This window comes from Citrobacter sp. R4 (assembly GCF_026719175.1).
Taxonomy (GTDB): Bacteria; Pseudomonadota; Gammaproteobacteria; order Enterobacterales; family Enterobacteriaceae; genus Citrobacter_A; species Citrobacter_A sedlakii.
Window position 1 is genome coordinate 515,062 of record NZ_JAPPSU010000002.1, and the last position, 21,538, is coordinate 536,599.

The following is a 21,538-nucleotide window of genomic DNA, read 5'->3' on the forward strand; positions in this document are numbered from 1 at the left end:
ATACCTTTTATGGAGCCAGAACGCGTTTATGATACGTTTCGCAGTGATTGGCACGAACTGGATCACCCGCCAGTTTGTCGATGCCGCCCATGAGACCGGCAAATATAAGCTCACCGCCGTTTATTCCCGCAGCCTCGAGCAGGCGCAAACCTTCGCCAATGATTACCTCGTCGAGCATCTTTTTACCTCGCTGGACGCGATGGCGCAGAGCGATGCCATTGACGCTGTGTATATTGCCAGCCCGAACTCGCTGCACTTCCCACAAACACAGCTTTTTCTGAGTCATAAGAAACATGTGATTTGCGAAAAACCGCTGGCGTCGAACCTGGCGGAAGTGGAAGCCGCAATTGCCTGTGCGCGGGAAAATCAGGTGGTGCTGTACGAGGCGTTCAAAACCGCCAGCCTGCCGAATTTCCTGCTGCTCCAGCAATCGTTGCCGAAAGTGGGCAAAATGCGTAAAGCGTTTCTTAACTACTGCCAGTACTCCTCGCGCTATCAACGTTATCTGGATGGCGAAAACCCAAACACCTTTAATCCCGCCTTTTCTAACGGCTCCATCATGGACATCGGCTTTTATTGCCTGGCGTCAGCGGTAGCGCTGTGGGGCGAACCGCACGGCGTGACGGCGACAGCCAGCCTGCTGGACAGCGGCGTCGATGCGCACGGCGTGGTGGTGATGGATTACGGCGATTTCAGCGTAACGTTGCAGCATTCGAAAGTCAGTGATTCCGTTATCGACAGTGAAATTCAGGGTGAAGCGGGCGCGCTGGTTGTCGAAAAGATCTCCGAATGCCAGAAAGTGTGCTTCGTGCCGCGCGGCGGGAAATCGCAGGACCTCACCCAACCTCAGCACATCAATACTATGCTGTATGAGGCAGAGGTTTTTGCAGCACTGGTAGAAACCAATGAAGTGAACCATCCCGGGCTGTCGGTCAGTCGCGTGACCGCCAAACTGCTTACGGAAATTCGCCGCCAGACCGGCGTGATTTTCCCGGCGGATGATGTCAGCCACGCGACCCCTGCGTAAAACATTGTAAAACAGATGTTACAGGCCATTGACGAAATGCGTGGCCTGTCATATTTTGTAACCTGCAAAGGGGAGTAACTTCATTGTCGGTTGATCGTCATTACGATGTGTGAAAAACCACATCCGGTCACCGGGCAACCAAACAGGAATGCGACAACGTATTCCTGTTTTGTTGTAAGTGAGACCTTGCCGGAAGGCGAGGTCTATGCATATAAAAAGCAGCGGCTGACGTCTTCCGACGTTGGCCGTTTTTTTATGTGTAAGGAATGTCTATGAATACTGTCGGCACACCGTTGTTATGGGGCGGATTCGCTGTCGTTGTGGTGATTATGCTGGCTATCGACCTCTTGCTTCAGGGGCGTCGTGGCGTACACACGATGACCATGAAGCAAGCGGCAGCCTGGTCCCTCGTCTGGGTTACCCTCTCGTTATTGTTTAATGCCGCATTCTGGTGGTATCTGGTACAAACTGAAGGACGCGCGGTCGCAGACCCACAGGCGCTCGCCTTCCTCACCGGTTATCTGATTGAAAAATCACTGGCCGTCGATAACGTCTTCGTCTGGCTGATGCTGTTCAGCTACTTCTCGGTCCCCCCTGCGCTGCAGCGTCGGGTGCTGGTCTACGGCGTGCTGGGCGCGATCGTACTGCGTACGATTATGATTTTTGCAGGGACCTGGTTGATTACCCAGTTCGAATGGATGCTGTATGTGTTCGGCGCGTTCCTGCTGTTTACCGGCGTGAAGATGGCGCTGGCGAAAGAGGACGAATCCGGCATTGGCGACAAGCCGCTGGTGCGCTGGCTGCGCGGACATCTGCGGATGACCGATACCATTGAGAACGAGCATTTCTTCGTGCGTAAAAACGGTCTGCTGTACGTGACGCCGCTGATGCTGGTGCTGATCCTCGTGGAGCTGAGCGACGTCATTTTCGCGGTCGACAGTATCCCGGCGATCTTCGCTGTGACGACCGACCCGTTCATCGTACTGACGTCGAACCTGTTTGCGATCCTCGGTCTGCGTGCGATGTACTTCCTGTTGGCGGGGGTGGCTGAGCGCTTCTCGATGCTCAAATACGGACTGGCGGTAATACTGGTGTTTATCGGCATTAAGATGCTGATCGTCGACTTCTACCATATCCCGATCGCCATTTCGCTGGGTGTGGTGTTTGGTATTCTGGTTGTTACGCTACTGATCAATGCCTGGGTGAACCACCAGCGTGATAAGCAGCAGCAGGCTTAAATCTGTTATGCCGGGTGGCGGTTTTCCTCCGCCCGGCGCGATCGCTTTTTGTTTATCATGTCACAATCGTGTTAATGATAAGTTATAAAATATGATCACAGCGAAAATTCCAGCATATTTCGCTTCCCGAAGCTTTATCTTTCCTTATACTCGACCATGCAAACACTTTGTTACATCCAGAAAGATGCGCCATCAGAGCGCACAGCGGATGAGCAACATCACACTGTAAGGATCGAGAAATGACTACGCAACGTACACCGGGGTTGTTCCAGCGCCTGGCGCAAGGGAGTCTGGTAAAACAAATTTTAGTGGGCCTCGTTCTGGGGATTCTACTGGCATGGATTTCTAAGCCCGCAGCAGAAGCTGTAGGGTTACTGGGTACACTTTTCGTCGGCGCGTTAAAGGCCGTCGCACCTGTCCTGGTTCTGATGCTGGTCATGGCGTCTATCGCCAACCATCAACATGGGCAAAAAACCAATATCCGTCCGATTCTGTTCCTCTATCTGCTGGGCACCTTTTCTGCAGCGCTGGCTGCGGTCGTGTTCAGCTTCGCCTTTCCGTCCACGCTGCATTTAAGTAGTAGCGCCAATGACGTTGTGCCGCCGTCCGGCATTGTCGAAGTCCTGCGCGGCCTGCTGATGAGCATGGTCTCTAACCCTGTCGATGCGCTACTGAACGCCAACTATATCGGTATTCTGGTGTGGGCTGTCGGTCTGGGCTTTGCCCTGCGTCACGGTAATGAGACCACCAAAAACCTGGTGAACGATATGTCCAATGCCGTCACCTTTATGGTGAAGCTGGTCATCCGTTTTGCGCCGATTGGTATTTTTGGTCTGGTGTCGTCTACGCTGGCCACCACCGGTTTCTCTACGCTGTGGGGCTACGCTCAGCTGTTAGTGGTGTTGATTGGCTGTATGCTGCTGGTGGCGCTGGTGATCAACCCGCTGTTGGTGTTCTGGAAAATTCGGCGCAACCCGTATCCGCTGGTGTTCGCCTGCCTGCGTGAAAGTGGCGTTTACGCCTTCTTCACCCGCAGTTCCGCGGCCAATATTCCGGTAAACATGGCGCTGTGTGAAAAGCTGAATCTGGACCGTGATACCTATTCGGTGTCAATTCCACTGGGCGCGACCATCAATATGGCGGGTGCGGCAATCACCATCACCGTACTGACACTGGCGGCGGTACATACGCTGGGCGTGCCGGTGGATCTGCCGACGGCGTTGCTGCTGAGCGTGGTGGCTTCTCTGTGCGCCTGTGGCGCATCCGGGGTGGCGGGCGGTTCACTGCTGCTTATCCCGCTGGCCTGTAACATGTTCGGCATTCCGAACGATATTGCCATGCAGGTTGTGGCGGTTGGCTTCATCATCGGCGTACTGCAGGACTCCTGCGAAACAGCGCTGAACTCCTCTACAGACGTTCTGTTTACCGCGGCGGCTTGCCAAGCGGAAGACGAGCGTCTGGCCAACAACGCACTGCGTAGCTAATGTGACATCCCCAGGCCGGATAGCGCTGCGCGTATCCGGCCTGTTTTTACAACCTGACTCAAAACGAAGGGTAATTAGAGGGTAACGCCGCTTTTAAAAATAGCCAACTCTCTGAAATCATTACGTTCATTGCAGGTCTGCTTGCCGTTGGCGAACTCAACAATGGTGTCGATAAATTCATCCAGCAACTGCGGCATCGCTTTACCGTGAATGAGCTGACCCGCGTCGAAGTCGATCCAGTGCTTTTTCTTCGCTGCAAGTTCGCTGTTGGTGGCGATTTTCACTGTCGGCACAAAACCGCCATAGGGCGTGCCGCGTCCGGTACTGAACAGCACCATATGACACCCCGCCCCGGCCAGTGCGCTGGTAGCCACTGCATCATTACCCGGCGCGCTCAGCAGGTTCAGCCCGTGCGTTTTCAGACGCTCGCCGTAACGCAGCACGTCCACCACCTGACTGGAACCTGCTTTCTGGGTACAGCCCAGCGATTTATCTTCCAGCGTGGTAATGCCCCCGGCTTTGTTGCCCGGCGAGGGGTTTTCGTAGATGGGCTGGTTATGGGCCATAAAATACTGCTTAAAGTCGTTGACCATCGTCACCAGCTTATGGAAGGTTTCTTCGTCACGGCAGTGGCTCATCAGCAGTTGCTCCGCGCCGAACATCTCCGGCACTTCGGTCAGCACCGTCGTGCCGCCATTGGCAATCATATAGTCAGAAAAACGTCCTAACATCGGATTCGCGGTAATACCGGAAAGCCCGTCAGAACCACCGCACTCCAGACCAAACTTCAGTTCGCTCAGTTTACCCGGTTCGCGCTTATCGTGGCGCATCGCTTCGTAAAGCTGATGCAGATGTGCAATCCCCGCTTCCACTTCATCGTCCTGATGCTGGCAGATCATAAAATGCACGCGTTCAGGATCGAACTCGCCCAGCGTTTCGCGAAACGCATCGACCTGGTTGTTTTCACAGCCGAGGCCAATCACCAGTACCGCCCCGGCGTTCGGGTGGCGCACCATGTTTTGCAGCATAGTGCGGGTGTTGATGTGATCGTCGCCCAGTTGGGAACAGCCGTAGGTATGACTGAACAGGAAAACGCCGTCGGTGCCTTCGGCGTCGCGGGTTTCTTTCAGGAAGCGATTCTGGATCTGCCGGGCGATCCCGTTGACGCAGCCGACGGTCGGCAGGATCCACAGCTCGTTACGTACGCCGACCTCCCCGCTGGCGCGACGGTAGATCTGCACATCGCGATCCGCGGGCTGCGGCGGGAGAGCCTGAAACTCAGGTTGATAGCGATACGCATCCAGGTCGCTCAGGTTGGTGCGTGTATTATGGGCATGAATGTGTTCACCCGCCGCAATGTCCGCCAGAGCATGGCCGATAGGCTGCCCGTACTTAATGACGTATTCATCACGCGTAATATTGCTCAACGCAAATTTATGACCACGTGCGATAGCCTGACGTAGCGTTACGGTGTGGTTATCAACGTTCACTTCCGTGCCCTGCGCCAAATCGGCCAGCGCTACCGCAACGTTATCCAGCGCATGGATCTTGATGTATTGCATATCAACCCCGAACCTTAGTTGAGCTCAATGGCGAAGTAGTCACGCGCATTGTTAAAGCAAATGTTTCTTACCATCTCGCCCAACAGCTGAATGTCTGCCGGGGCTTCGCCCGCGTCCACCCAGCGGCCGATCATCTGGCACAGAATGCGGCGGAAGTATTCATGACGGGTATACGACAGGAAGCTGCGGCTGTCAGTCAGCATGCCCACGAAGCGGCTTAACAGGCCCAACTGCGCCAGTTGTGTCATCTGACGTTCCATCCCGTCTTTCTGATCGTTAAACCACCAGCCGGAACCGAACTGCATTTTGCCCGGCATCCCTTCGCCCTGGAAGTTACCGATCATCGTTCCCAGCACTTCGTTATCACGCGGGTTCAGGCAGTAGAGAATGGTTTTTGGCAGCAGGTTTTCTTCGTTCTGCTTGCTGAGTAATTTAGACAGTTCTTCTGCCATCGGACGGTCATTGATGGAGTCAAAGCCCACGTCCGGCCCCAGCAGTTTGAACTGGCGAAGGTTGTTATTGCGCAGCGCGCCGATGTGATACTGCTGGACCCAACCGCGACGGGCATATTCCGCGCCGAGGAACACCAGCACCGCCGTTTTGAACTGCGCCACTTCGTGTTCGCTCAGGGCGTCGCCCGCCAGACGGCGCGCCAGGATGCCGTCCAGTTCGGCTTCATTCGCCTCCGCAAACAGCACCACATCAAGCGCGTGGTCAGAGACTTTACAGCCGTGGGCGGCGAAATGATCCAGACGTTTGGTCAGCGCGCTTTGCAGATCGCTAAAGCGGCGGATGTCGGTATCGGACACTTCACCCAGCTTCGCCATGTAATCATTGAAGGTCGCCTGTTCAATGTTGAAAGCTTTGTCCGGACGCCAGCTTGGCAGCACTTTAATGGCGAAGCTGCTGTCCTGCGCCACCTTCGCATGGTGCTCCAGCGAGTCGATCGGATCGTCGGTAGTGCCGACCATTTTCACGTTCATTTGCTGCATGATCCCGCGCGCGGAGAAGCGATCCTGCGCCAGCAGGTCGTTGCACTCATTCCAGATCTCATCAGCGGTAGACGGTGACAGCAGCTTACCGGTGATGCCAAACGGGCGACGCAGTTCGAGGTGAGTCCAGTGATACAGCGGATTGCCGATGGTATGCGGAACGGTTGCCGCCCAGGCGTCGAACTTCTCGCGATCGGACGCGTCGCCGGTACACAGCCGCTCAGGCACGCCGTTGGTTCGCATCGCGCGCCATTTGTAGTGGTCGCCCTTCAGCCAGATGTCATACAGGTTCGTGAAACGGTAGTCTTCGGCGATTTGCTGCGGCGGCAAATGGCAGTGGTAGTCGAAGATCGGCTGTTCTTTAGCGTAATCATGATACAGGCGGCGGGCAAATTCGGTATCCAGCAGAAAATCTTCAGTCATAAACGGGGTCATTATCGTCTTCCTCTCATCGAGTGCGTCAGATTGCTTATGTTGCGATGCTGACAAAGTTATCACACCAATTTCCACTATCCGAAGATATTTTCGTGAGCCAGATCAATAAACCCTGACAAAAACGTTACCCTTCTGGAGGTAAAAACCGTCCCAGGCCGCGCCACGACTGGCCTTCCTGTAAAGAAATAATGACCCTGCTAAGAATAGCACTTTTGTGATGGCTCTCACCTTTTAAAGTTGTATGACAAGTTATCTTTCTGCCGTCGCGATACATAAGCTGACGGAATGCATTATTACCGATGAATTCATCATCGGATTGACCGGTACGGAAACCGAATGAGCACAACGACTTAATGGCAACGTTCGGGGAGTACCGGCTTTTTTCGGTTACGCCCTTCGTGAGAAGAACATCCTCCGCCCTACGCTGGATGATGGCCGCGTTCCTGGCGGAAATAACAAAACGATGAGGTTTTACATGCGTAAAATTAAAGGGTTACGTTGGTACATGATCGCACTGGTGACGCTTGGCACCGTGCTCGGGTATCTGACGCGTAACACTGTGGCGGCAGCTGCGCCGACTCTGATGGAAGAGTTACACATCTCCACCCAACAGTATTCCTATATCATCGCAGCCTACTCTGCTGCTTACACGGTTATGCAACCCGTTGCCGGTTACGTGCTTGACGTTCTCGGCACCAAAGTGGGTTACGCGATGTTTGCCGTATTGTGGGCCGTTTTCTGTGGCGCAACGGCACTGGCGGGAAGCTGGGGCGGGCTGGCGCTGGCGCGTGGCGCGGTCGGCGCAGCCGAAGCCGCGATGATCCCGGCTGGCCTGAAAGCCAGTTCTGAGTGGTTTCCGGCGAAAGAGCGCTCCATTGCGGTGGGTTATTTTAACGTTGGCTCCTCTATCGGTGCGATGATTGCCCCGCCGCTGGTCGTCTGGGCGATTGTGATGCACAGTTGGCAGATGGCGTTCATCATCTCCGGCGCCCTGAGCTTTATCTGGGCGATGGCATGGCTGATTTTCTACAAACACCCGCGCGACCAGAAAAAACTGACGGACGAAGAGCGTGACTACATTATTAACGGTCAGGAAGCACAGCATCAGACCAACAGCGCAAAGAAAATGTCGCTGCTGCAGATCCTGCGCAACCGCCAGTTCTGGGGGATCGCCCTGCCACGCTTCCTGGCGGAACCGGCATGGGGTACGTTCAACGCGTGGATCCCGCTGTTCATGTTTAAGGTGTATGGCTTTAACCTGAAAGAAATCGCCATGTTCGCCTGGATGCCTATGCTGTTTGCCGACCTGGGCTGTATCGTCGGGGGCTATCTGCCGCCGCTGTTCCAGCGCTGGTTCGGCGTAAACCTGATCGTGTCGCGTAAAATGGTGGTCACCCTCGGCGCGGTACTGATGATTGGTCCGGGGATGATCGGCCTGTTCACCAGCCCATACATTGCCATCATGCTGCTGTGCGTAGGGGGTTTTGCTCACCAGGCGTTGTCCGGCGCGTTGATTACCCTCTCCTCTGACGTCTTTGGCCGCAACGAAGTGGCCACCGCGAATGGCCTGACCGGGATGTCCGCCTGGCTGGCGAGCACCCTGTTCGCCCTGGTGGTAGGCGCGCTGGCGGATACCATCGGCTTTAGCCCGCTGTTTGCTGTGTTGGCGGTGTTTGACCTGCTGGGCGCGTTGGTCATCTGGACCGTTCTACAAAACAAACCGGCCAGCGATGTCGATGCCGGTCCGCAGGTGAATAAACCGGCTACGCAAAGCTAACCTGCAATCCAGAGCCTGTGCCGGAGCGCTTTACCTGCCCGGCTGACCTAAGCCGCCTGCTCCAGGGCGGCTTTTTCGTCTCTGTGAGTGGAGCGAAACTCGCGAAAGTGGTATAACAAATAGAGTCTGCCGTATCATGCCTGGAGCGCATATGGAAATCACTGAACCCCGTCGTTTGTATCAACAACTTGCCGCTGACCTGAAAGAGCGTATTGAGCAGGGCGTCTACCTGGTGGGCGATAAACTGCCCGCAGAGCGTTTTATTGCCGATGAAAAGAACGTCAGCCGCACCGTGGTTCGTGAAGCCATTATCATGCTGGAAGTGGAAGGTTTTGTCGAAGTGCGTAAAGGTTCGGGTATTCACGTCATTTCTAATCAGCCTCGCTATCATCAGGCGGCCGACGAGTCGCTGGAGTTCGCCAATTACGGACCGTTCGAACTGCTACAGGCGCGTCAGCTGATTGAAAGCAATATTGCTGAATTTGCCGCGACCCAGGTGACCAAGCAGGACATCATGAAGTTGATGGAGATCCAGGAGAAAGCGCGCAACGAAAAGTGCTTTCGCGATTCCGAATGGGATCTGCAGTTTCACATTCAGGTGGCGTTAGCGACGCAAAACTCCGCGTTGGCGGCGATTGTCGAAAAAATGTGGACCCAGCGCAGCCATAACCCCTACTGGAAAAAACTGCACGAACACATTGATGCGCGCACCGTGGACAACTGGTGCGACGATCACGATCAAATCCTTAAGGCGCTGATTCGTAAAGATCCGAACGCCGCCAAACTGGCAATGTGGCAGCATCTCGAAAACACCAAAATCATGCTGTTTAACGAAACCAGCGACGATTTCGAATTTAACGCTGACCGTTATCTTTTTGCTGAAAATCCAGTGGTTCATCTTGATACCGCCGTCAACGCGGCAAAATAAACGTTCTTTCTCCGACAGGCGCGCCGCTGCGCCTGTCTGCACGCCTGACAGTAAGCGAAAGGTATAAAGTGTCAGCCTGTGTAAATCCTCTCGCCTCACTCCACTACGATAAGCAAAATCAGACCTCAGGGACGCGTAATTTCTATAACGGACTCCGTTGACCTTTGTTACAATTAGATGCAAATCGAATTTATGTTTGTTAGTGCTTGCTTACTTCACCACTTTACAGGGATTAGTTCAGGCCGTGACTTTGCGCCGTTCGCACACCATACAAAAAAGTTGATAAATGATGCGGCATAGCAAACTCCTGAAACCGGCGTGACGTTAACCGATTCACCAGGAATACTGAATGGAACTTTTGACCCAATTACTGCACGCTCTGTGGGCGCAGGATTTTGAAACTCTGGCCAATCCTTCCATGATTGGCATGCTGTATTTTGTTTTATTTATGATTCTGTTCCTGGAAAACGGGTTGCTGCCTGCCGCCTTTTTACCCGGCGACAGTCTGCTGGTTCTGGTCGGCGTGCTGATTGCGAAAGGCGCAATGGGCTATCCGCAAACCATTTTGCTGCTCACCACCGCCGCCAGCCTGGGCTGCTGGCTGAGCTATATTCAGGGACGCTGGCTGGGGAATACCCGCACCGTGCAAAACTGGCTCTCGCATCTGCCCGCGCACTATCATCAACGCGCGCACCATCTGTTCCATAAGCATGGGCTTTCAGCACTGCTTATTGGCCGTTTTATTGCATTTGTGCGTACCCTGTTGCCCACCATCGCAGGGTTGTCCGGCCTTAATAATGCGCGCTTTCAGTTTTTCAACTGGATGAGCGGCCTGCTGTGGGTGCTTATTCTGACCACGTTGGGCTATCTGCTGGGCAAAACACCGGTCTTTTTGAAATATGAAGACCAACTGATGTCCTGCCTGATGTTGCTGCCGGTCGTCCTGCTGGTCTTTGGCCTTGCCGGTTCGCTGGTGGTCTTGTGGAAAAAGAAATACGGGAACCGAGGGTAAGGGATGCTGAAACCGCGCATAACGCTGAAGCAACTGGCCTTGAGTACCGCGTTCCTGCTGGTGCTGGGCAGTCTGCTACTGGTCTGGTCGGCCATTCGCCAGCAGGATTCAACTCTCGCGATCCGCGCCGTTCATCAGGGGGCAAGCGTGCCCGACGGTTTCTCTATCTGGCATCATCTTGACGCCAACGGTATTCGCTTTAAAAGCATCACGCCACAGAAAGATACGCTGCTGATCACGTTCGATTCCAGCGCCCAAAGCGCCGCGGCAAAAGCGGTGCTCGATAAAACCCTGCCGCAGGGCTATATCATTGCTCAGCAGGATAATGACAGCCAGGCCGTACAGTGGCTGTCGCGTTTGCGCGATACCCCACATCGGGTAGGATAATATCGCCAGGAATCCGAATCCCGTCACCCACTTTGGTGATTTCCCCGTTTAATGTCTATGATTAATAAAGCGGTGGGTCACTCCATCGCGTTGTCATCTGGATTCTCGTTCCTGACTTCACGGGAACGAATCACAATGGAAGGTTCAAGAATGAAACACCGCATCGCTTTAGCTATTACCCTTTTTGCTCTTAGTGCTGGCAGTTACGCCAATACGCTCTGCCAACAGAAGGAGCAGGATATTCAACGGGAAATCAGCTATGCCGAGAAACACAATAATCAACACCGTATCGATGGGCTGAAGAAAGCGCTCAGTGAAGTCAAAGCCAACTGCACTGACAGTAAACTGCGCGCGGAACATCAGGAAAAGATTGCTGAGCAAAAAGAAGAGATTACTGAGCGTAAACAGGATCTCGTGGAAGCGAAGCAAAAAGGCGATGCGGACAAAATTGCCAAACGTGAGCGCAAGCTGGCTGAAGCAGAGGCCGAGCTGAAAGAGCTGGAAGCTCGCGACTACTAAGCAACCCTAACCCCTTACTCATCTGGAGAAAAACTATGTCGAAAGATACTACTTCGGAACATCTGCGCGCTGAGTTGAAATCCCTGACCGATACGCTGGAAGAAGTGCTGAACTCCTCTGGCGAAAAATCGAAAGAAGAGTTGAGTAAGATCCGTAGCAAAGCCGAACGTGCGCTGAAAGAGAGCCGCTATCGTCTTGGTGAAACCGGTGATGCTATCGCGAAGCAGACCCGTGAAGCCGCTGCGCGTGCAGACGACTATGTTCGCGAAAATCCATGGACTGGCGTAGGTATTGGTGCTGCGGTTGGCGTAGTGCTGGGCGTACTGCTGTCGCGTCGCTAATTATGGCGGACACTCATCACGCGCAAGGGCCCGGTAAAAGCGTTCTGGGCATCGGGCAGCGAATCGTCTCTATTCTGGTAGAGATGGTGGAAACCCGGCTGCGTCTGGCGGTGGTTGAGCTTGAAGAAGAAAAGGCTAACCTCTTTCAGTTGCTGCTGATGCTGGGACTCACCATGCTTTTCGCTGCATTTGGTTTGATGAGCCTGATGGTGCTGGTGATCTGGGCCGTTGATCCGCAGTACCGGCTCAACGCGATGATTGCCACCACGGTCGTACTGCTGGTTCTGGCGCTGATTGGCGGCATATGGACGTTACGCAAAGCGCGTCAGTCCACGCTGCTTCGCCATACGCGGCATGAACTGGCGAACGACAGGCAAATTCTCGAGGAGGAGAGCCGTGAGCGGTAAAGTCGAACGTGCACAGCGTAAGGCCCGACTGCTTAGCGAGATCCAGCAGCAAAGGCTGGATCTTTCAGCCAGTCGCCGTGACTGGCTGGAAGCCACGGGCGCCTACGATCGCGGCTGGAACACGCTCCTGAGTCTGCGTTCATGGGCGCTGGTGGGCAGCAGCGTGATGGCGATCTGGACCGTGCGTCATCCAAATATGCTGGTACGCTGGGCAAGACGTGGATTCGGTGCCTGGACGGCCTGGCGGTTATTCAAAAAGACGTTGAATGCGTAGGCCGAACGCCTTCTGCCCGATGGCGCTTCGCTTATCGGGCCTCTCCTTTTTTCCCCACTTATTGAGCGCATAACCCCCACTGGCACAATACGCCATCGTCGCTGTTCAGCACCCTATCTTATATTCATCAAAATTATTGAAGAAATTTGACAGTTTTCCTTGCTAACAATTCTCATTACTCACGTTTATGATTCTCTCCATCGACAGCAGTGACGCGGAGTACCGCGCCATTGCGCTAAAAAACATAATCAGCAGCCTGAGTGGTTTCCTGGAGAGTAAAATGAAAAAATTAGAAGATGTTGGTGTACTGGTCGCGCGTATTCTGATGCCAATCCTGTTTATTACCGCAGGATGGGGAAAGATTACCGGTTACGCGGGTACACAACAGTATATGGAAGCCATGGGCGTGCCTGGCTTTATGTTACCGTTGGTAATCCTGCTTGAGTTTGGCGGCGGCCTGGCGATTCTGTTTGGTTTCCTGACCCGCACCACCGCCCTGTTTACTGCCGGTTTTACGCTTCTGACCGCGTTTCTGTTCCACAGTAATTTCGCGGAAGGGGTGAACTCACTGATGTTCATGAAAAACCTGACCATCGCTGGCGGCTTCCTGCTGTTGGCCATCACCGGTCCGGGCGCGTTCAGTATCGACCGCGTGCTGAATAAAAAGTGGTAAACGCACTATACTTGATGAACGTAAAACGAGGAGACCTTCTCCTCGTTTTTGCTATCCATACCTAATGGATTTCGCGTTGCTTCGAGTCGGCCTACAACGAAGCGTGTAAAGGAGAGAAACATGGGACAACTGATTGACGGCGTCTGGCATGACACCTGGTACGACACCCAATCCACCGGCGGCAAATTTCAGCGTTCGGTATCGGCATTCCGTAACTGGCTCACTGCCGATGGCGCACCCGGTCCTTCCGGTGAAGGCGGCTTTGCGGCGGAAAAAGATCGTTATCACCTGTACGTTTCGCTCGCCTGCCCGTGGGCGCACCGTACGCTGATCCTGCGCAAGTTAAAAGGGCTGGAGCCGTTTATTTCCGTTTCCGTCGTCAATCCCTTAATGCTGGAAAATGGCTGGACCTTTGACGACAACTTCCCGGCTGCGACAGGTGATACTCTGTATCAACACGAATTTCTGTATCAACTGTATCTACACGCCGACCCGCATTACAGCGGTCGGGTGACCGTACCGGTACTGTGGGATAAAAAGAACCACACTATCGTCAGCAATGAATCCGCAGAAATCATCCGCATGTTTAATACGGCGTTTGATGCGCTGGGCGCCAAAGCAGGCGACTACTACCCTGCCGATCTCCGCGGTAAGATCGACGAACTGAACGGCTGGATTTATGACAACGTCAATAACGGCGTTTATAAAGCCGGTTTCGCCACCAGCCAGCAGGCCTATGACGACGCGGTTAACAATGTCTTTACCCATCTGGCGCGCCTGGAGCAGATCCTCGGTCAGCATCGTTTTCTTACCGGCGATCGCTTAACTGAGGCGGATATTCGTCTGTGGACCACGCTGATCCGTTTTGATCCGGTGTACGTGACGCATTTTAAATGCGACAAGCATCGCATCAGCGACTATCTCAACCTTTACGGTTTCCTGCGCGATATTTACCAGATGCCGGGGATTGCGGAAACGGTGAATTTTGACCATATTCGCACGCACTACTTCCGAAGCCATAAGACCATCAACCCGACGGGGATCATTTCCATCGGTCCGTGGCAGGATCTCAGCGAGCCTCACGGGCGCGACACCCGCTTCGCGTAACACCCTGCCGCCATCCACGGATGGCGGCGCTTCTTTCTTTTTCTGCCTACCTGGCCTCATTCCGTTCACAAATATTTACCCCCCGATCATTCGCAGCTATTCTTAATTTGATTGCTTTAAAAACAAGTGATTGACCCAAGGTTGAGGCGAAAATGGATTGGTATTTAAAAGTTCTACGAAACTACATCGGGTTCGGTGGTCGCGCCCGGCGCAAAGAGTACTGGATGTTTATTCTGGTCAACGTCATCTTAACGTTCGTTCTGGGCGTGCTGGATAAAATCCTGGGCTGGCAACGCGCAGGCGGAGAAGGCGTACTCACAACCCTGTATGGGATCCTTGTGTTTCTGCCGTGGTGGGCGGTTCAGTTCCGACGCCTGCACGACACCGATCGATCTGCATGGTGGCTGTTACTGTTACTCATTCCCGTCATCGGCTGGCTGGTTATTATTATCTTTAACTGTCAGGACGGTACGTCTGGCGAAAACCGCTTCGGCCCGGATCCGAAAACCCTGCCATAAGAACCCAAAAAGGCAGAAAAAAATGCTGCCTTTTTAATTTTATACGGTAAATATTCTTTTTGTTGTCTGTGCGTTTATCCATTCACATCTTATTTATATCTAATCATATTATTATTAATACGAATATTAACATGAAATATTCCTAAGTTTGCATAATAAAAATGACCTCAGCGATATAGCGTGATATATTTCTGCGACTTTTTTTAGCACTAATAAGGATATTTAATGGATTGGTATATAGGTGTATTAAAAAATTATGCCCTTTTTACGGGACGTGCGCGCAGGAAAGAGTACTGGATGTTTGTGCTGATCAACATGATCATCAGCGCAATTCTGAACGTTATTCAAGCCGTTATCGGCATGGAAACGCCGTACATCACGATAATTTATAGCCTCGCCGTTTTGCTGCCGAGTATTGCCGTGGCGGTTCGCCGTCTGCACGATACCGAGCGCTCTGGCTGGTGGTTGCTGATTAGCCTGATTCCGATTGTCGGGGCGATTGTGCTTATCGTCTTTATGTGCCAGAACGGCACCGCCGGAAATAACCGTTTCGGCGCAGACCCTAAGCAGGGTGAGATTAATTAAGATTTTTCGGGGCAATATATTTGCCCCGAATTTCATTGTTCCAGCAAATATTACTTTCCAATAAACAGTTTCGGAATCTCACGCAGACACCAGGCTTTCGCCTCGCCCATACTGTCTCGCCGCCAGGCCATAATAATGTCGATCTCACTGGTCGATTCAGGACTGACAACCCGCAGTCGCCCTTCAGCGATATCATGTTCCACCAACGGATAAGGCATCGTCGCCACCCCAAGCCCCGCCAGCAGCGCCTGACGCTTATCCTCAATTGTACTGACGGTAAGACGCGGCTGCTTATCCAGCAATTGTACGGTCAACACCGGGCGCTCGCGGGCGGTATCCGCCACCGCCACGCCGCGATATTTCACGCGCGTCACTTCAGAAAGCGGTTCTGGCTCCTGATGGATAGGGTGATCCGGCGCAGCCACATAAACATTCATCAGAGTGTATAATTTGCGCGAATTGATTTCTGACGACGAGCGAAAGTGCATGTCCGGGGCGATAACAATATCTGCCCGCCCCTGCTCCAGACGTTCCCAGGCGCCTGCCAGCACTTCGGTAATGACCGATAGCTGCGTGTTGGCTTTGGCCGCCAGCTTGTCGATAAGCGGGAAAAAGGACGGCGTCGGCACCAGCGCTTCCGTTACAATGGTCAAATGTGTTTCCCATCCCCGGGCCAACGCTTCGGCATCGGTAGTCAGTTTATCCGCCGCTTCGAGAAGAACGCGGCCTCTTTCCAGCAACATGCGTCCGACATTGGTGAATTTTGTGCGGTGCCCGGAGCGGTCAAACAGCACCACATCCAGTTCCTCTTCCAGCTTCTGCATGGTGTAACTGAGCGCAGACGGCACGCGCCCCAGTTCATCCGCCGCCGCCGCAAAGCTGCCGCGACGGTCTATCGCATCCATCACGCGCAACGCTTCGAGCGTTAATGCCCTTTCTTTGGCCATATCGTTCTCATTCAGGAAATTTGAACATACCGGGCAGAATATCTGGCTAACAATGTAGCGTCCAGCCCCTTAACATAAAAGGGAGTAAAGAGAGGTCAAGAATTATGATTACTACCCGAACAGCCAAACAATGCGGACAAGCGGACTACGGATGGCTGCAGGCCCGTTACACTTTTTCCTTTGGACACTACTTCGACCCGAAACTGCTGGGCTACGCCTCACTGCGCGTGCTCAATCAGGAAGTGCTGGCGCCCGGCGCCGCTTTTCAGCCGCGCACCTACCCGAAGGTGGATATTTTAAACCTGATTCTGGAAGGGGTTGCCGAATATCGCGACAGCGACGGCAACCATGTCCAGGCCAAAGCGGGCGAAGCGCTGTTGCTCGCCACGCAGCCGGGTATTAGCTACAGCGAACATAACATCAGTAAGGACAAGCCGTTAACACGCATGCAGCTGTGGCTTGACGCCTGTCCTGAACGCGAAAACGCGTCTGTGCAGAAAACCACGCTTGAAAAAGCGAAGCAACAGCTGATCGCCTCTCCTGACGGCGAGAACGGCAGTCTGCAACTGCGTCAGCAGGTGTGGGTGCATCATGTTGAACTGGAAGCGGGAGAATCCCTGCGCTTTCAACTGCATGGTCCCCGTGCCTATCTGCAGTCGATTCACGGTACGTTTCACGCGGTCACGCACGATGAAGCCCGCGAGGCGCTGACCTGCGGCGACGGCGCGTTTATTCGTGATGAAGCTAACATAACGCTCGTCGCCGATTCGCCGCTGCGCGCTTTGCTGATAGATTTGCCGGTGTAGCCGGTAAATGGAGTTGCTTATGAGTAAGAAAATCAAAAAACAGGCTGCCGCGAAACCTACCGCGGCAGCAGAAACCCCGGTCGCTTCCCGTCGTTTTGGCTACGAGGAGATGTTGACCGAGCTGGAGGCGATTGTCGCCGACGCCGAAGTGCGGCTCGCCGAGGAAGAGGCCACCGTCTGACCCCTTCCGCCTGTTGCCTCCCTTACTGCGCTTTACGGGCCATGATCTCGATGATCTGCTTGTCCGTTTGCTGCATAGAATGACACGCCAGCGCGCACAGGTTGGAAATGGACTGTTCCACGTTGTGCGCCACGATGCCTTCGTTGCCGGTTACCGCCGTGTCGTCCAGCGCCATCAACACGGCTTTCCACGCTGCCGACGCGCTGGTCGACACCTTCATCGCACAACTGTTTGACGCACCGTCGCAAATCATCCCACTAACGTCGCCGATCATGCTGCCGATCGCCATGGAGATGGTGCTGTAGCGCCCATCCACCAGCCACGCCATCCCCGCCGCCGCCCCCATTGCCGCCGTAGTCGCCGCACACAAAGCCGACAAACGCGGAAGCTGATGATGGATGTAGATCGCGCTCAGGTGAGAAAGCATCAGCGCGCGCGCCAGTTTTTCCTCGTCGGCGCCGAAGTGCTCCGCCACCACCATCACCGGTACCGTGGCGGTAATCCCCTGATTGCCGGAGCCGGAGTTGCTCATGGCCGGCAGCGTCGCCCCTCCCATGCGCGCATCGGACGCCGCGCTGGTGCGGATAATAATCGCCGTAGAGAGATCGTTCGCCAGCAGTCCGCGCGCGCACTGTTTTTCCAGCGTCGCGCCGATGTGCAGTCCCCAACTGCCGCGCAGCCCTTCCTGCGACAGCGCGCCGTTGAGCCGGGCAGCGTCGAGAATGAAACGAATGTCGTCAAACGGGACGTTATTCACAAACGCCAGAATCTCCTCGAGCGAGGTCGTGGACAACACCGCCAACGGAGAGTCCTGCTCATCGCCGTCCGTCCGCGTGTCCTGAGCAAACTTCACGCCAGCGTGCGTTTCGATGCGCACGATGTTGGTATGCCCGCCGACGATGGTCACGCAGGCCCAACCGTCGCGGCTGTAGACCTTCGCACGGGAAAAAAGGATCTCGTCGCAGGGCTGTTGCAGCATCACCGATACCTTTCCGGCGCTCAGCATCGCTTTCGCGTCATGGATAGCTTGTGCGGAGGCGTCTTTCAGCACCTCCAGCCCGGCCTGACTGTTTCCGCCCAGCGCGCCGAGCGCGGCGGCGATAGGCAGTCCTACCATTCCGGTTCCGGGAACCGTTACGCCCAGCCCGTTTTTCATCAGGTTTGGCGAGACCCAGGCGTCGATACGTTCAACCGCGCCATCCAGTTCGGCAGCGGCAACCGCCGCCGCCAGCGCCAGTGAAATAGGTTCCGTACAGCCCAGCGCCGGTTTGACTTCCTCCTGTACGGCGAGGATAAAACGCTGCCACAACGGATTTTCTGTAGTCTCAAACATAACAACAACCTTCAAAGTCAATCAGGAGAATGCCAGGAACGGAGATACGCACAGCAGCAAACCGGTGACGATAATCAGATATAACGACGCCCCTTTGTATTTGTGCAGTGCAGGAACTTTGTAAACCAGCCAGGCCGGGATCAGACAGCCCACCATGCCGAAAATGGGGCTACAGATTGAGGTAAAGCTGAGCACCGGTGCATTGAGCACAATGGCGCTCCAGGCCAGTAAAATGGCGAACAGCATAATGCCGCGCTGCACCAGCGTTTCGTTGATCTTCTCGGCGGGCATTTTGCGGCGCAGGATGTTCATCACAATCCCCTGGGTAGCCTCACGAAAGCCCAGGTAAACGCCAAAGAACGCGGTCATTACGGCAAAAATATTGAGGATCACGCTGACCACTTTTACCCAGCCTGCGCCCGCGCCACTAATAAACTGTGCGGCGATCGCCAGCGCGGAAATGTTTTGCTCATAGGCTTTCACCGCTTCATCGTGGCCCATCGCCAGCGTAAAGGAGACGGCGTAGAAGAAAACGGTCACAAACAAAATGCCGAAGGCGATGTTCATCGCGCGCAGCGCTTTGTGGCGCGCGACCTCAATGGATTTTTCGCGGGAGCGATAGGAAATCACCATCGGGCTTAAGGTCTGAATAAACAGGATTGAGGTCAGGGTAAACGGCAGCGTGATGATCGCGTTTTTCACCAGCAGCGCCATCGGCGGCAGCGCGCCAATATTGTACAAATGCCACATCCCCACCATCGACACGCCCAGCGCCGCGACCACCAAAAGTTTGGTCAGCACCATACCGGTGGAGATTTTGAACAGCAGTTTCTCACCGCGCGAGGAGATGGCGACCAGGATGCAGATGAGCACCAGACCATAGAACGGGCTGTCGGAGAGTAATCCTTCCGTGACGCCAAAGGTATGCAGATAAGAGGCGCTGTCATTGGTGATTGCGGTGGAATAAACAAACATCCAGATCACCAGCATCACAAAATACAGCGCGCCCAACAAAATACCCCAGTTTTTGCCGAGGTAGCCGCTGATAACGCTCGGATAATCTTTACATTCCGGCGATTCCGCCAGGGTGTTAATAAACAGTCGTTGGAACAGATACATTGCCGGGTAGCCAATGACCGAAGAGAGCAGGAAGACCCATAACCCCATCAGCCCCACCTGGACCGGGAGAAAAACAATCCCCGCGCCAATTGCCATCCCGATACTCATAATGACCCAGCCGGTGTCGGTGCTGTCGAATTTGATCGCTTCACGCCATTCGCTTTCGGTCATACCGGCCCGGCGCGCCGGGCTGGAGACACCAGGTATCACACTGCTGTTCGTTGCCGTTTCCATAAAATTCTCGCTCAATATGTAGGGTAAGTTTTTATATTTTTGTCGTGCCGCATCAGGGCGATACGCGGTACAGGTGTGCAGGCGAGTTGTTAGTATGAAAAAAATCATACGCCCGGGCGCAGAGAAAAACTTCACAAACAAACCCCTGTATTTTCCCTGTGTTAAGAAAAATTTCCCCCTTAACCGCCACTTAAAGGCATTAATTTCTTAATTTGATAGCGATCACAATAAAAAAAGCACACCGAAGTGTGCTTTTTTTACCGGACCGGGGCGTAGGCTAACTGCAAACCACCTTGATCGCCAGCCCGCCGCGTGACGTTTCGCGGTATTTGTCGTTCATGTCTTTGCCGGTTTCGTACATAGTTTCAATGACTTTATCGAGCGACACGCGCGGCTGCGAAGTGCGACGCAGGGCCATGCGCGCGGCGTTAACCGCTTTTACCGCATTGATCGCGTTGCGTTCAATACAGGGGATTTGCACCTGTCCGGCCACCGGATCGCAGGTTAAGCCGAGGTTATGTTCCATGGCGATTTCTGCCGCAATGCACACCTGCGCCGGACTCCCGCCGAGCAGCTCCGTCAGCCCTGCCGCCGCCATTGACGCCGCTACGCCGATCTCTCCCTGACAGCCCACCTCCGCGCCGGAGATCGACGCATTCATCTTATATAGCGCGCCAATAGCGCCTGCCGCCAGCAGGTAGCGGGCGATAGAATTGGCGTTCACCGGACGGCGAAACTTATCGTAGTAGGCCAGCACCGCCGGGATAATCCCGCACGCCCCGTTAGTGGGCGCTGTCACCACACGTCCGCCCGCGGCGTTCTCCTCACTGACCGCGAGGGCGAACATGTTGATCCAGTCGATAACGTTCATTGGATCGCTGGAAAGGTTATCGCTGGACACCAGCAAGCGCCGCAGCGCCACCGCCCGCCGCGGTACATTGAGCGGACCGGGCAGTACGCCTTCGGTATTCATGCCTCGCTCGATTCCGGCGCGCATAACGTCCCATATACGGGCAAATCCGTCGTCGATTTCCGCCTTACTGCGCAGCGCCAGTTCGTTTTGCATCATCAGTCCGGAGACCGACAGCCCGTTGCGCTCACACAGCCTGAGCAGTTCGCTCGCCGAATGGAAATCGTAAGGCACAGGGGCTTCGACATCGTGGGCCTGACCAAAATGCTCTTCATCGACGATAAACCCACCGCCAATCGAATAGTAGGTTTTACTCAACAACTGGCGCTGGTGTTCCCAGGCGCTGATGCGCATACCGTTTTCGTGACGGGGAAGCGTTTCGCCGTGAAACAGAATGCTGTCCGTCACCGGAAAATCAACGACATGCGCGCCTTCCGCCAGCGGCAGACGCCCGCTGCGAGTGACCGCCTCTATAAACCCGTGAATGGCGTCAATATTGACGTTTTGCGGACTGTTACCCGCCAGCCCCATGATGATGGCGGTATCGGTAGCATGGCCTTTTCCGGTCAGCGACAGCGACCCATACAGATCCACCGTGATGCGCGTTGTACGCAGCAAGTCACCGCTGTTGACCAGTTGATCGATAAAACGCTTACCTGCATTCATTGGCCCTACGGTGTGGGAACTGGAAGGACCAATACCTATTTTAAAAATATCGAATGCGCTAATCATATCTACACCC

General features: G+C 54.3%; 23 protein-coding genes. 17 read left to right on the plus strand and 6 right to left on the minus strand.

The genetic code is table 11. The features are described 5' to 3' along the window. Positions 1-28: 28 nt before the first annotated feature. From OOJ60_RS07920 to sstT, 3 genes are all read left to right on the plus strand, one after another. On the plus strand, positions 29-1,027 hold the full coding sequence (locus OOJ60_RS07920) for a Gfo/Idh/MocA family protein (protein ID WP_205612361.1): 999 nt from the start codon (positions 29-31) through the stop codon (positions 1,025-1,027). A gap of 272 nt (positions 1,028-1,299) precedes the next feature. Next, complete coding sequence (locus tag OOJ60_RS07925; RefSeq protein ID WP_042292924.1) at positions 1,300-2,265, plus strand: TerC family protein; 966 nt, start codon at positions 1,300-1,302, stop codon at positions 2,263-2,265. 239 nt (positions 2,266-2,504) lie between these two features. Next, on the plus strand, positions 2,505-3,749 hold the full coding sequence (gene sstT, locus OOJ60_RS07930) for a serine/threonine transporter SstT (protein ID WP_042292921.1): 1,245 nt from the start codon (positions 2,505-2,507) through the stop codon (positions 3,747-3,749). 74 nt (positions 3,750-3,823) lie between these two features. On the opposite strand, the gene OOJ60_RS07935 is transcribed toward sstT, so the two are convergent. Both OOJ60_RS07935 and uxaC read right to left on the minus strand, forming a co-directional pair. After that, on the minus strand, positions 3,824-5,311 hold the full coding sequence (locus OOJ60_RS07935) for a UxaA family hydrolase (RefSeq protein ID WP_205612362.1): 1,488 nt from the start codon (positions 5,309-5,311) through the stop codon (positions 3,824-3,826). Between the two features lie 14 nt (positions 5,312-5,325). Then, positions 5,326-6,738 (minus strand): glucuronate isomerase, encoded by a 1,413-nt coding sequence (gene uxaC, locus OOJ60_RS07940; RefSeq protein WP_042292917.1) that lies wholly within the window; start codon positions 6,736-6,738, stop codon positions 5,326-5,328. A 475-nt stretch (positions 6,739-7,213) separates the two neighbouring features. Here uxaC and exuT point away from each other — a divergent pair, with 475 nt between their 5' ends. From exuT to OOJ60_RS08000, 12 genes are all read left to right on the plus strand, one after another. After that, positions 7,214-8,515 carry a hexuronate transporter ExuT gene (gene exuT, locus OOJ60_RS07945; RefSeq protein WP_042292977.1) on the plus strand — a complete coding sequence of 434 codons (1,302 nt, stop codon included), beginning with the start codon at positions 7,214-7,216 and terminating at the stop codon, positions 8,513-8,515. Between the two features lie 151 nt (positions 8,516-8,666). After that, positions 8,667-9,443, plus strand: coding sequence for a transcriptional regulator ExuR (gene exuR / locus OOJ60_RS07950; RefSeq protein WP_042292915.1), 777 nt, complete (start codon positions 8,667-8,669; stop codon positions 9,441-9,443). Between the two features lie 349 nt (positions 9,444-9,792). Continuing rightward, positions 9,793-10,455 (plus strand): DedA family general envelope maintenance protein YqjA, encoded by a 663-nt coding sequence (yqjA, locus tag OOJ60_RS07955; RefSeq protein WP_042292913.1) that lies wholly within the window; start codon positions 9,793-9,795, stop codon positions 10,453-10,455. A 3-nt stretch (positions 10,456-10,458) separates the two neighbouring features. Continuing rightward, positions 10,459-10,842: an EnvZ/OmpR regulon moderator MzrA gene (gene mzrA / locus OOJ60_RS07960; RefSeq protein ID WP_042292912.1), complete on the plus strand. Its 384-nt coding sequence runs from the start codon at positions 10,459-10,461 to the stop codon at positions 10,840-10,842. Between the two features lie 150 nt (positions 10,843-10,992). After that, on the plus strand, positions 10,993-11,361 hold the full coding sequence (locus OOJ60_RS07965; protein ID WP_042292909.1) for a DUF1090 domain-containing protein: 369 nt from the start codon (positions 10,993-10,995) through the stop codon (positions 11,359-11,361). A 35-nt stretch (positions 11,362-11,396) separates the two neighbouring features. After that, entirely contained in the window at positions 11,397-11,702 is a 306-nt protein-coding gene (locus tag OOJ60_RS07970) for a DUF883 family protein (RefSeq protein WP_042292907.1), read from the plus strand. A gap of 2 nt (positions 11,703-11,704) precedes the next feature. Further along, positions 11,705-12,109, plus strand: a complete 405-nt coding sequence (locus OOJ60_RS07975; RefSeq protein WP_042292904.1) for a phage holin family protein — start codon at positions 11,705-11,707, stop codon at positions 12,107-12,109. Beyond that, positions 12,099-12,383, plus strand: a complete 285-nt coding sequence (locus OOJ60_RS07980) for a YqjK-like family protein (RefSeq protein WP_042292902.1) — start codon at positions 12,099-12,101, stop codon at positions 12,381-12,383. Before OOJ60_RS07975 ends, OOJ60_RS07980 begins: the two co-directional genes overlap by 11 nt. A 280-nt stretch (positions 12,384-12,663) precedes the next feature. Then, positions 12,664-13,056: a DoxX family protein gene (locus tag OOJ60_RS07985; protein WP_003024847.1), complete on the plus strand. Its 393-nt coding sequence runs from the start codon at positions 12,664-12,666 to the stop codon at positions 13,054-13,056. A gap of 120 nt (positions 13,057-13,176) precedes the next feature. Continuing rightward, on the plus strand, positions 13,177-14,163 hold the full coding sequence (locus OOJ60_RS07990) for a glutathione S-transferase family protein (protein WP_199957637.1): 987 nt from the start codon (positions 13,177-13,179) through the stop codon (positions 14,161-14,163). A 152-nt stretch (positions 14,164-14,315) separates the two neighbouring features. Beyond that, positions 14,316-14,681, plus strand: coding sequence for a DUF805 domain-containing protein (locus tag OOJ60_RS07995; protein ID WP_042292897.1), 366 nt, complete (start codon positions 14,316-14,318; stop codon positions 14,679-14,681). 225 nt (positions 14,682-14,906) lie between these two features. Beyond that, positions 14,907-15,266, plus strand: a complete 360-nt coding sequence (locus OOJ60_RS08000; protein ID WP_042292895.1) for a DUF805 domain-containing protein — start codon at positions 14,907-14,909, stop codon at positions 15,264-15,266. Positions 15,267-15,316: 50 nt separating this feature from the next. Here OOJ60_RS08000 and yhaJ read toward each other — a convergent pair whose 3' ends face one another. Continuing rightward, positions 15,317-16,213, minus strand: coding sequence for a DNA-binding transcriptional regulator YhaJ (yhaJ, locus tag OOJ60_RS08005; RefSeq protein WP_042292892.1), 897 nt, complete (start codon positions 16,211-16,213; stop codon positions 15,317-15,319). A gap of 104 nt (positions 16,214-16,317) precedes the next feature. Here yhaJ and OOJ60_RS08010 point away from each other — a divergent pair, with 104 nt between their 5' ends. Both OOJ60_RS08010 and OOJ60_RS08015 read left to right on the plus strand, forming a co-directional pair. Continuing rightward, a complete protein-coding gene (locus OOJ60_RS08010) occupies positions 16,318-17,019 on the plus strand; it encodes a pirin family protein (RefSeq protein WP_042292890.1) in 702 nt (233 codons plus the stop codon). Between the two features lie 19 nt (positions 17,020-17,038). Continuing rightward, entirely contained in the window at positions 17,039-17,200 is a 162-nt protein-coding gene (locus OOJ60_RS08015) for a hypothetical protein (protein ID WP_205612363.1), read from the plus strand. 22 nt (positions 17,201-17,222) lie between these two features. On the opposite strand, the gene OOJ60_RS08020 is transcribed toward OOJ60_RS08015, so the two are convergent. The 3 genes from OOJ60_RS08020 to tdcG all read right to left on the minus strand — a co-directional run bounded on the left by OOJ60_RS08020 (position 17,223) and on the right by tdcG (position 21,528). After that, positions 17,223-18,533 (minus strand): L-cysteine desulfidase family protein, encoded by a 1,311-nt coding sequence (locus OOJ60_RS08020; protein ID WP_042292887.1) that lies wholly within the window; start codon positions 18,531-18,533, stop codon positions 17,223-17,225. A 21-nt stretch (positions 18,534-18,554) separates the two neighbouring features. Next, a complete protein-coding gene (locus OOJ60_RS08025) occupies positions 18,555-19,886 on the minus strand; it encodes an HAAAP family serine/threonine permease (protein WP_205612364.1) in 1,332 nt (443 codons plus the stop codon). Positions 19,887-20,163: 277 nt separating this feature from the next. Continuing rightward, positions 20,164-21,528, minus strand: a complete 1,365-nt coding sequence (gene tdcG / locus OOJ60_RS08030) for an L-serine ammonia-lyase (protein WP_205612365.1) — start codon at positions 21,526-21,528, stop codon at positions 20,164-20,166. Between the last annotated feature and the right edge of the window lie 10 nt (positions 21,529-21,538).

Excerpts from the sequence above, each read along its gene's own strand:
- yqjA (WP_042292913.1), top strand. The coding sequence starts at position 9,793 with ATGGAACTTTTGACCCAATTACTGCACGCTCTGTGGGCGCAGGATTTT.
- OOJ60_RS07990 (WP_199957637.1), top strand. The coding sequence starts at position 13,177 with ATGGGACAACTGATTGACGGCGTCTGGCATGACACCTGGTACGACACC.
- OOJ60_RS08020 (WP_042292887.1), bottom strand. The coding sequence starts at position 18,533 with ATGTTTGAGACTACAGAAAATCCGTTGTGGCAGCGTTTTATCCTCGCC.
- OOJ60_RS07975 (WP_042292904.1), top strand. The coding sequence starts at position 11,705 with ATGGCGGACACTCATCACGCGCAAGGGCCCGGTAAAAGCGTTCTGGGC.
- OOJ60_RS08010 (WP_042292890.1), top strand. The coding sequence starts at position 16,318 with ATGATTACTACCCGAACAGCCAAACAATGCGGACAAGCGGACTACGGA.
- OOJ60_RS07925 (WP_042292924.1), top strand. The coding sequence starts at position 1,300 with ATGAATACTGTCGGCACACCGTTGTTATGGGGCGGATTCGCTGTCGTT.
- yhaJ (WP_042292892.1), bottom strand. The coding sequence starts at position 16,213 with ATGGCCAAAGAAAGGGCATTAACGCTCGAAGCGTTGCGCGTGATGGAT.
- OOJ60_RS08000 (WP_042292895.1), top strand. The coding sequence starts at position 14,907 with ATGGATTGGTATATAGGTGTATTAAAAAATTATGCCCTTTTTACGGGA.
- OOJ60_RS08015 (WP_205612363.1), top strand. The coding sequence starts at position 17,039 with ATGAGTAAGAAAATCAAAAAACAGGCTGCCGCGAAACCTACCGCGGCA.
- tdcG (WP_205612365.1), bottom strand. The coding sequence starts at position 21,528 with ATGATTAGCGCATTCGATATTTTTAAAATAGGTATTGGTCCTTCCAGT.
- OOJ60_RS07970 (WP_042292907.1), top strand. The coding sequence starts at position 11,397 with ATGTCGAAAGATACTACTTCGGAACATCTGCGCGCTGAGTTGAAATCC.
- sstT (WP_042292921.1), top strand. The coding sequence starts at position 2,505 with ATGACTACGCAACGTACACCGGGGTTGTTCCAGCGCCTGGCGCAAGGG.
- OOJ60_RS07935 (WP_205612362.1), bottom strand. The coding sequence starts at position 5,311 with ATGCAATACATCAAGATCCATGCGCTGGATAACGTTGCGGTAGCGCTG.
- OOJ60_RS08025 (WP_205612364.1), bottom strand. The coding sequence starts at position 19,886 with ATGGAAACGGCAACGAACAGCAGTGTGATACCTGGTGTCTCCAGCCCG.
- OOJ60_RS07995 (WP_042292897.1), top strand. The coding sequence starts at position 14,316 with ATGGATTGGTATTTAAAAGTTCTACGAAACTACATCGGGTTCGGTGGT.
- exuR (WP_042292915.1), top strand. The coding sequence starts at position 8,667 with ATGGAAATCACTGAACCCCGTCGTTTGTATCAACAACTTGCCGCTGAC.
- OOJ60_RS07985 (WP_003024847.1), top strand. The coding sequence starts at position 12,664 with ATGAAAAAATTAGAAGATGTTGGTGTACTGGTCGCGCGTATTCTGATG.
- OOJ60_RS07965 (WP_042292909.1), top strand. The coding sequence starts at position 10,993 with ATGAAACACCGCATCGCTTTAGCTATTACCCTTTTTGCTCTTAGTGCT.
- mzrA (WP_042292912.1), top strand. The coding sequence starts at position 10,459 with ATGCTGAAACCGCGCATAACGCTGAAGCAACTGGCCTTGAGTACCGCG.
- exuT (WP_042292977.1), top strand. The coding sequence starts at position 7,214 with ATGCGTAAAATTAAAGGGTTACGTTGGTACATGATCGCACTGGTGACG.
- uxaC (WP_042292917.1), bottom strand. The coding sequence starts at position 6,738 with ATGACCCCGTTTATGACTGAAGATTTTCTGCTGGATACCGAATTTGCC.
- OOJ60_RS07920 (WP_205612361.1), top strand. The coding sequence starts at position 29 with ATGATACGTTTCGCAGTGATTGGCACGAACTGGATCACCCGCCAGTTT.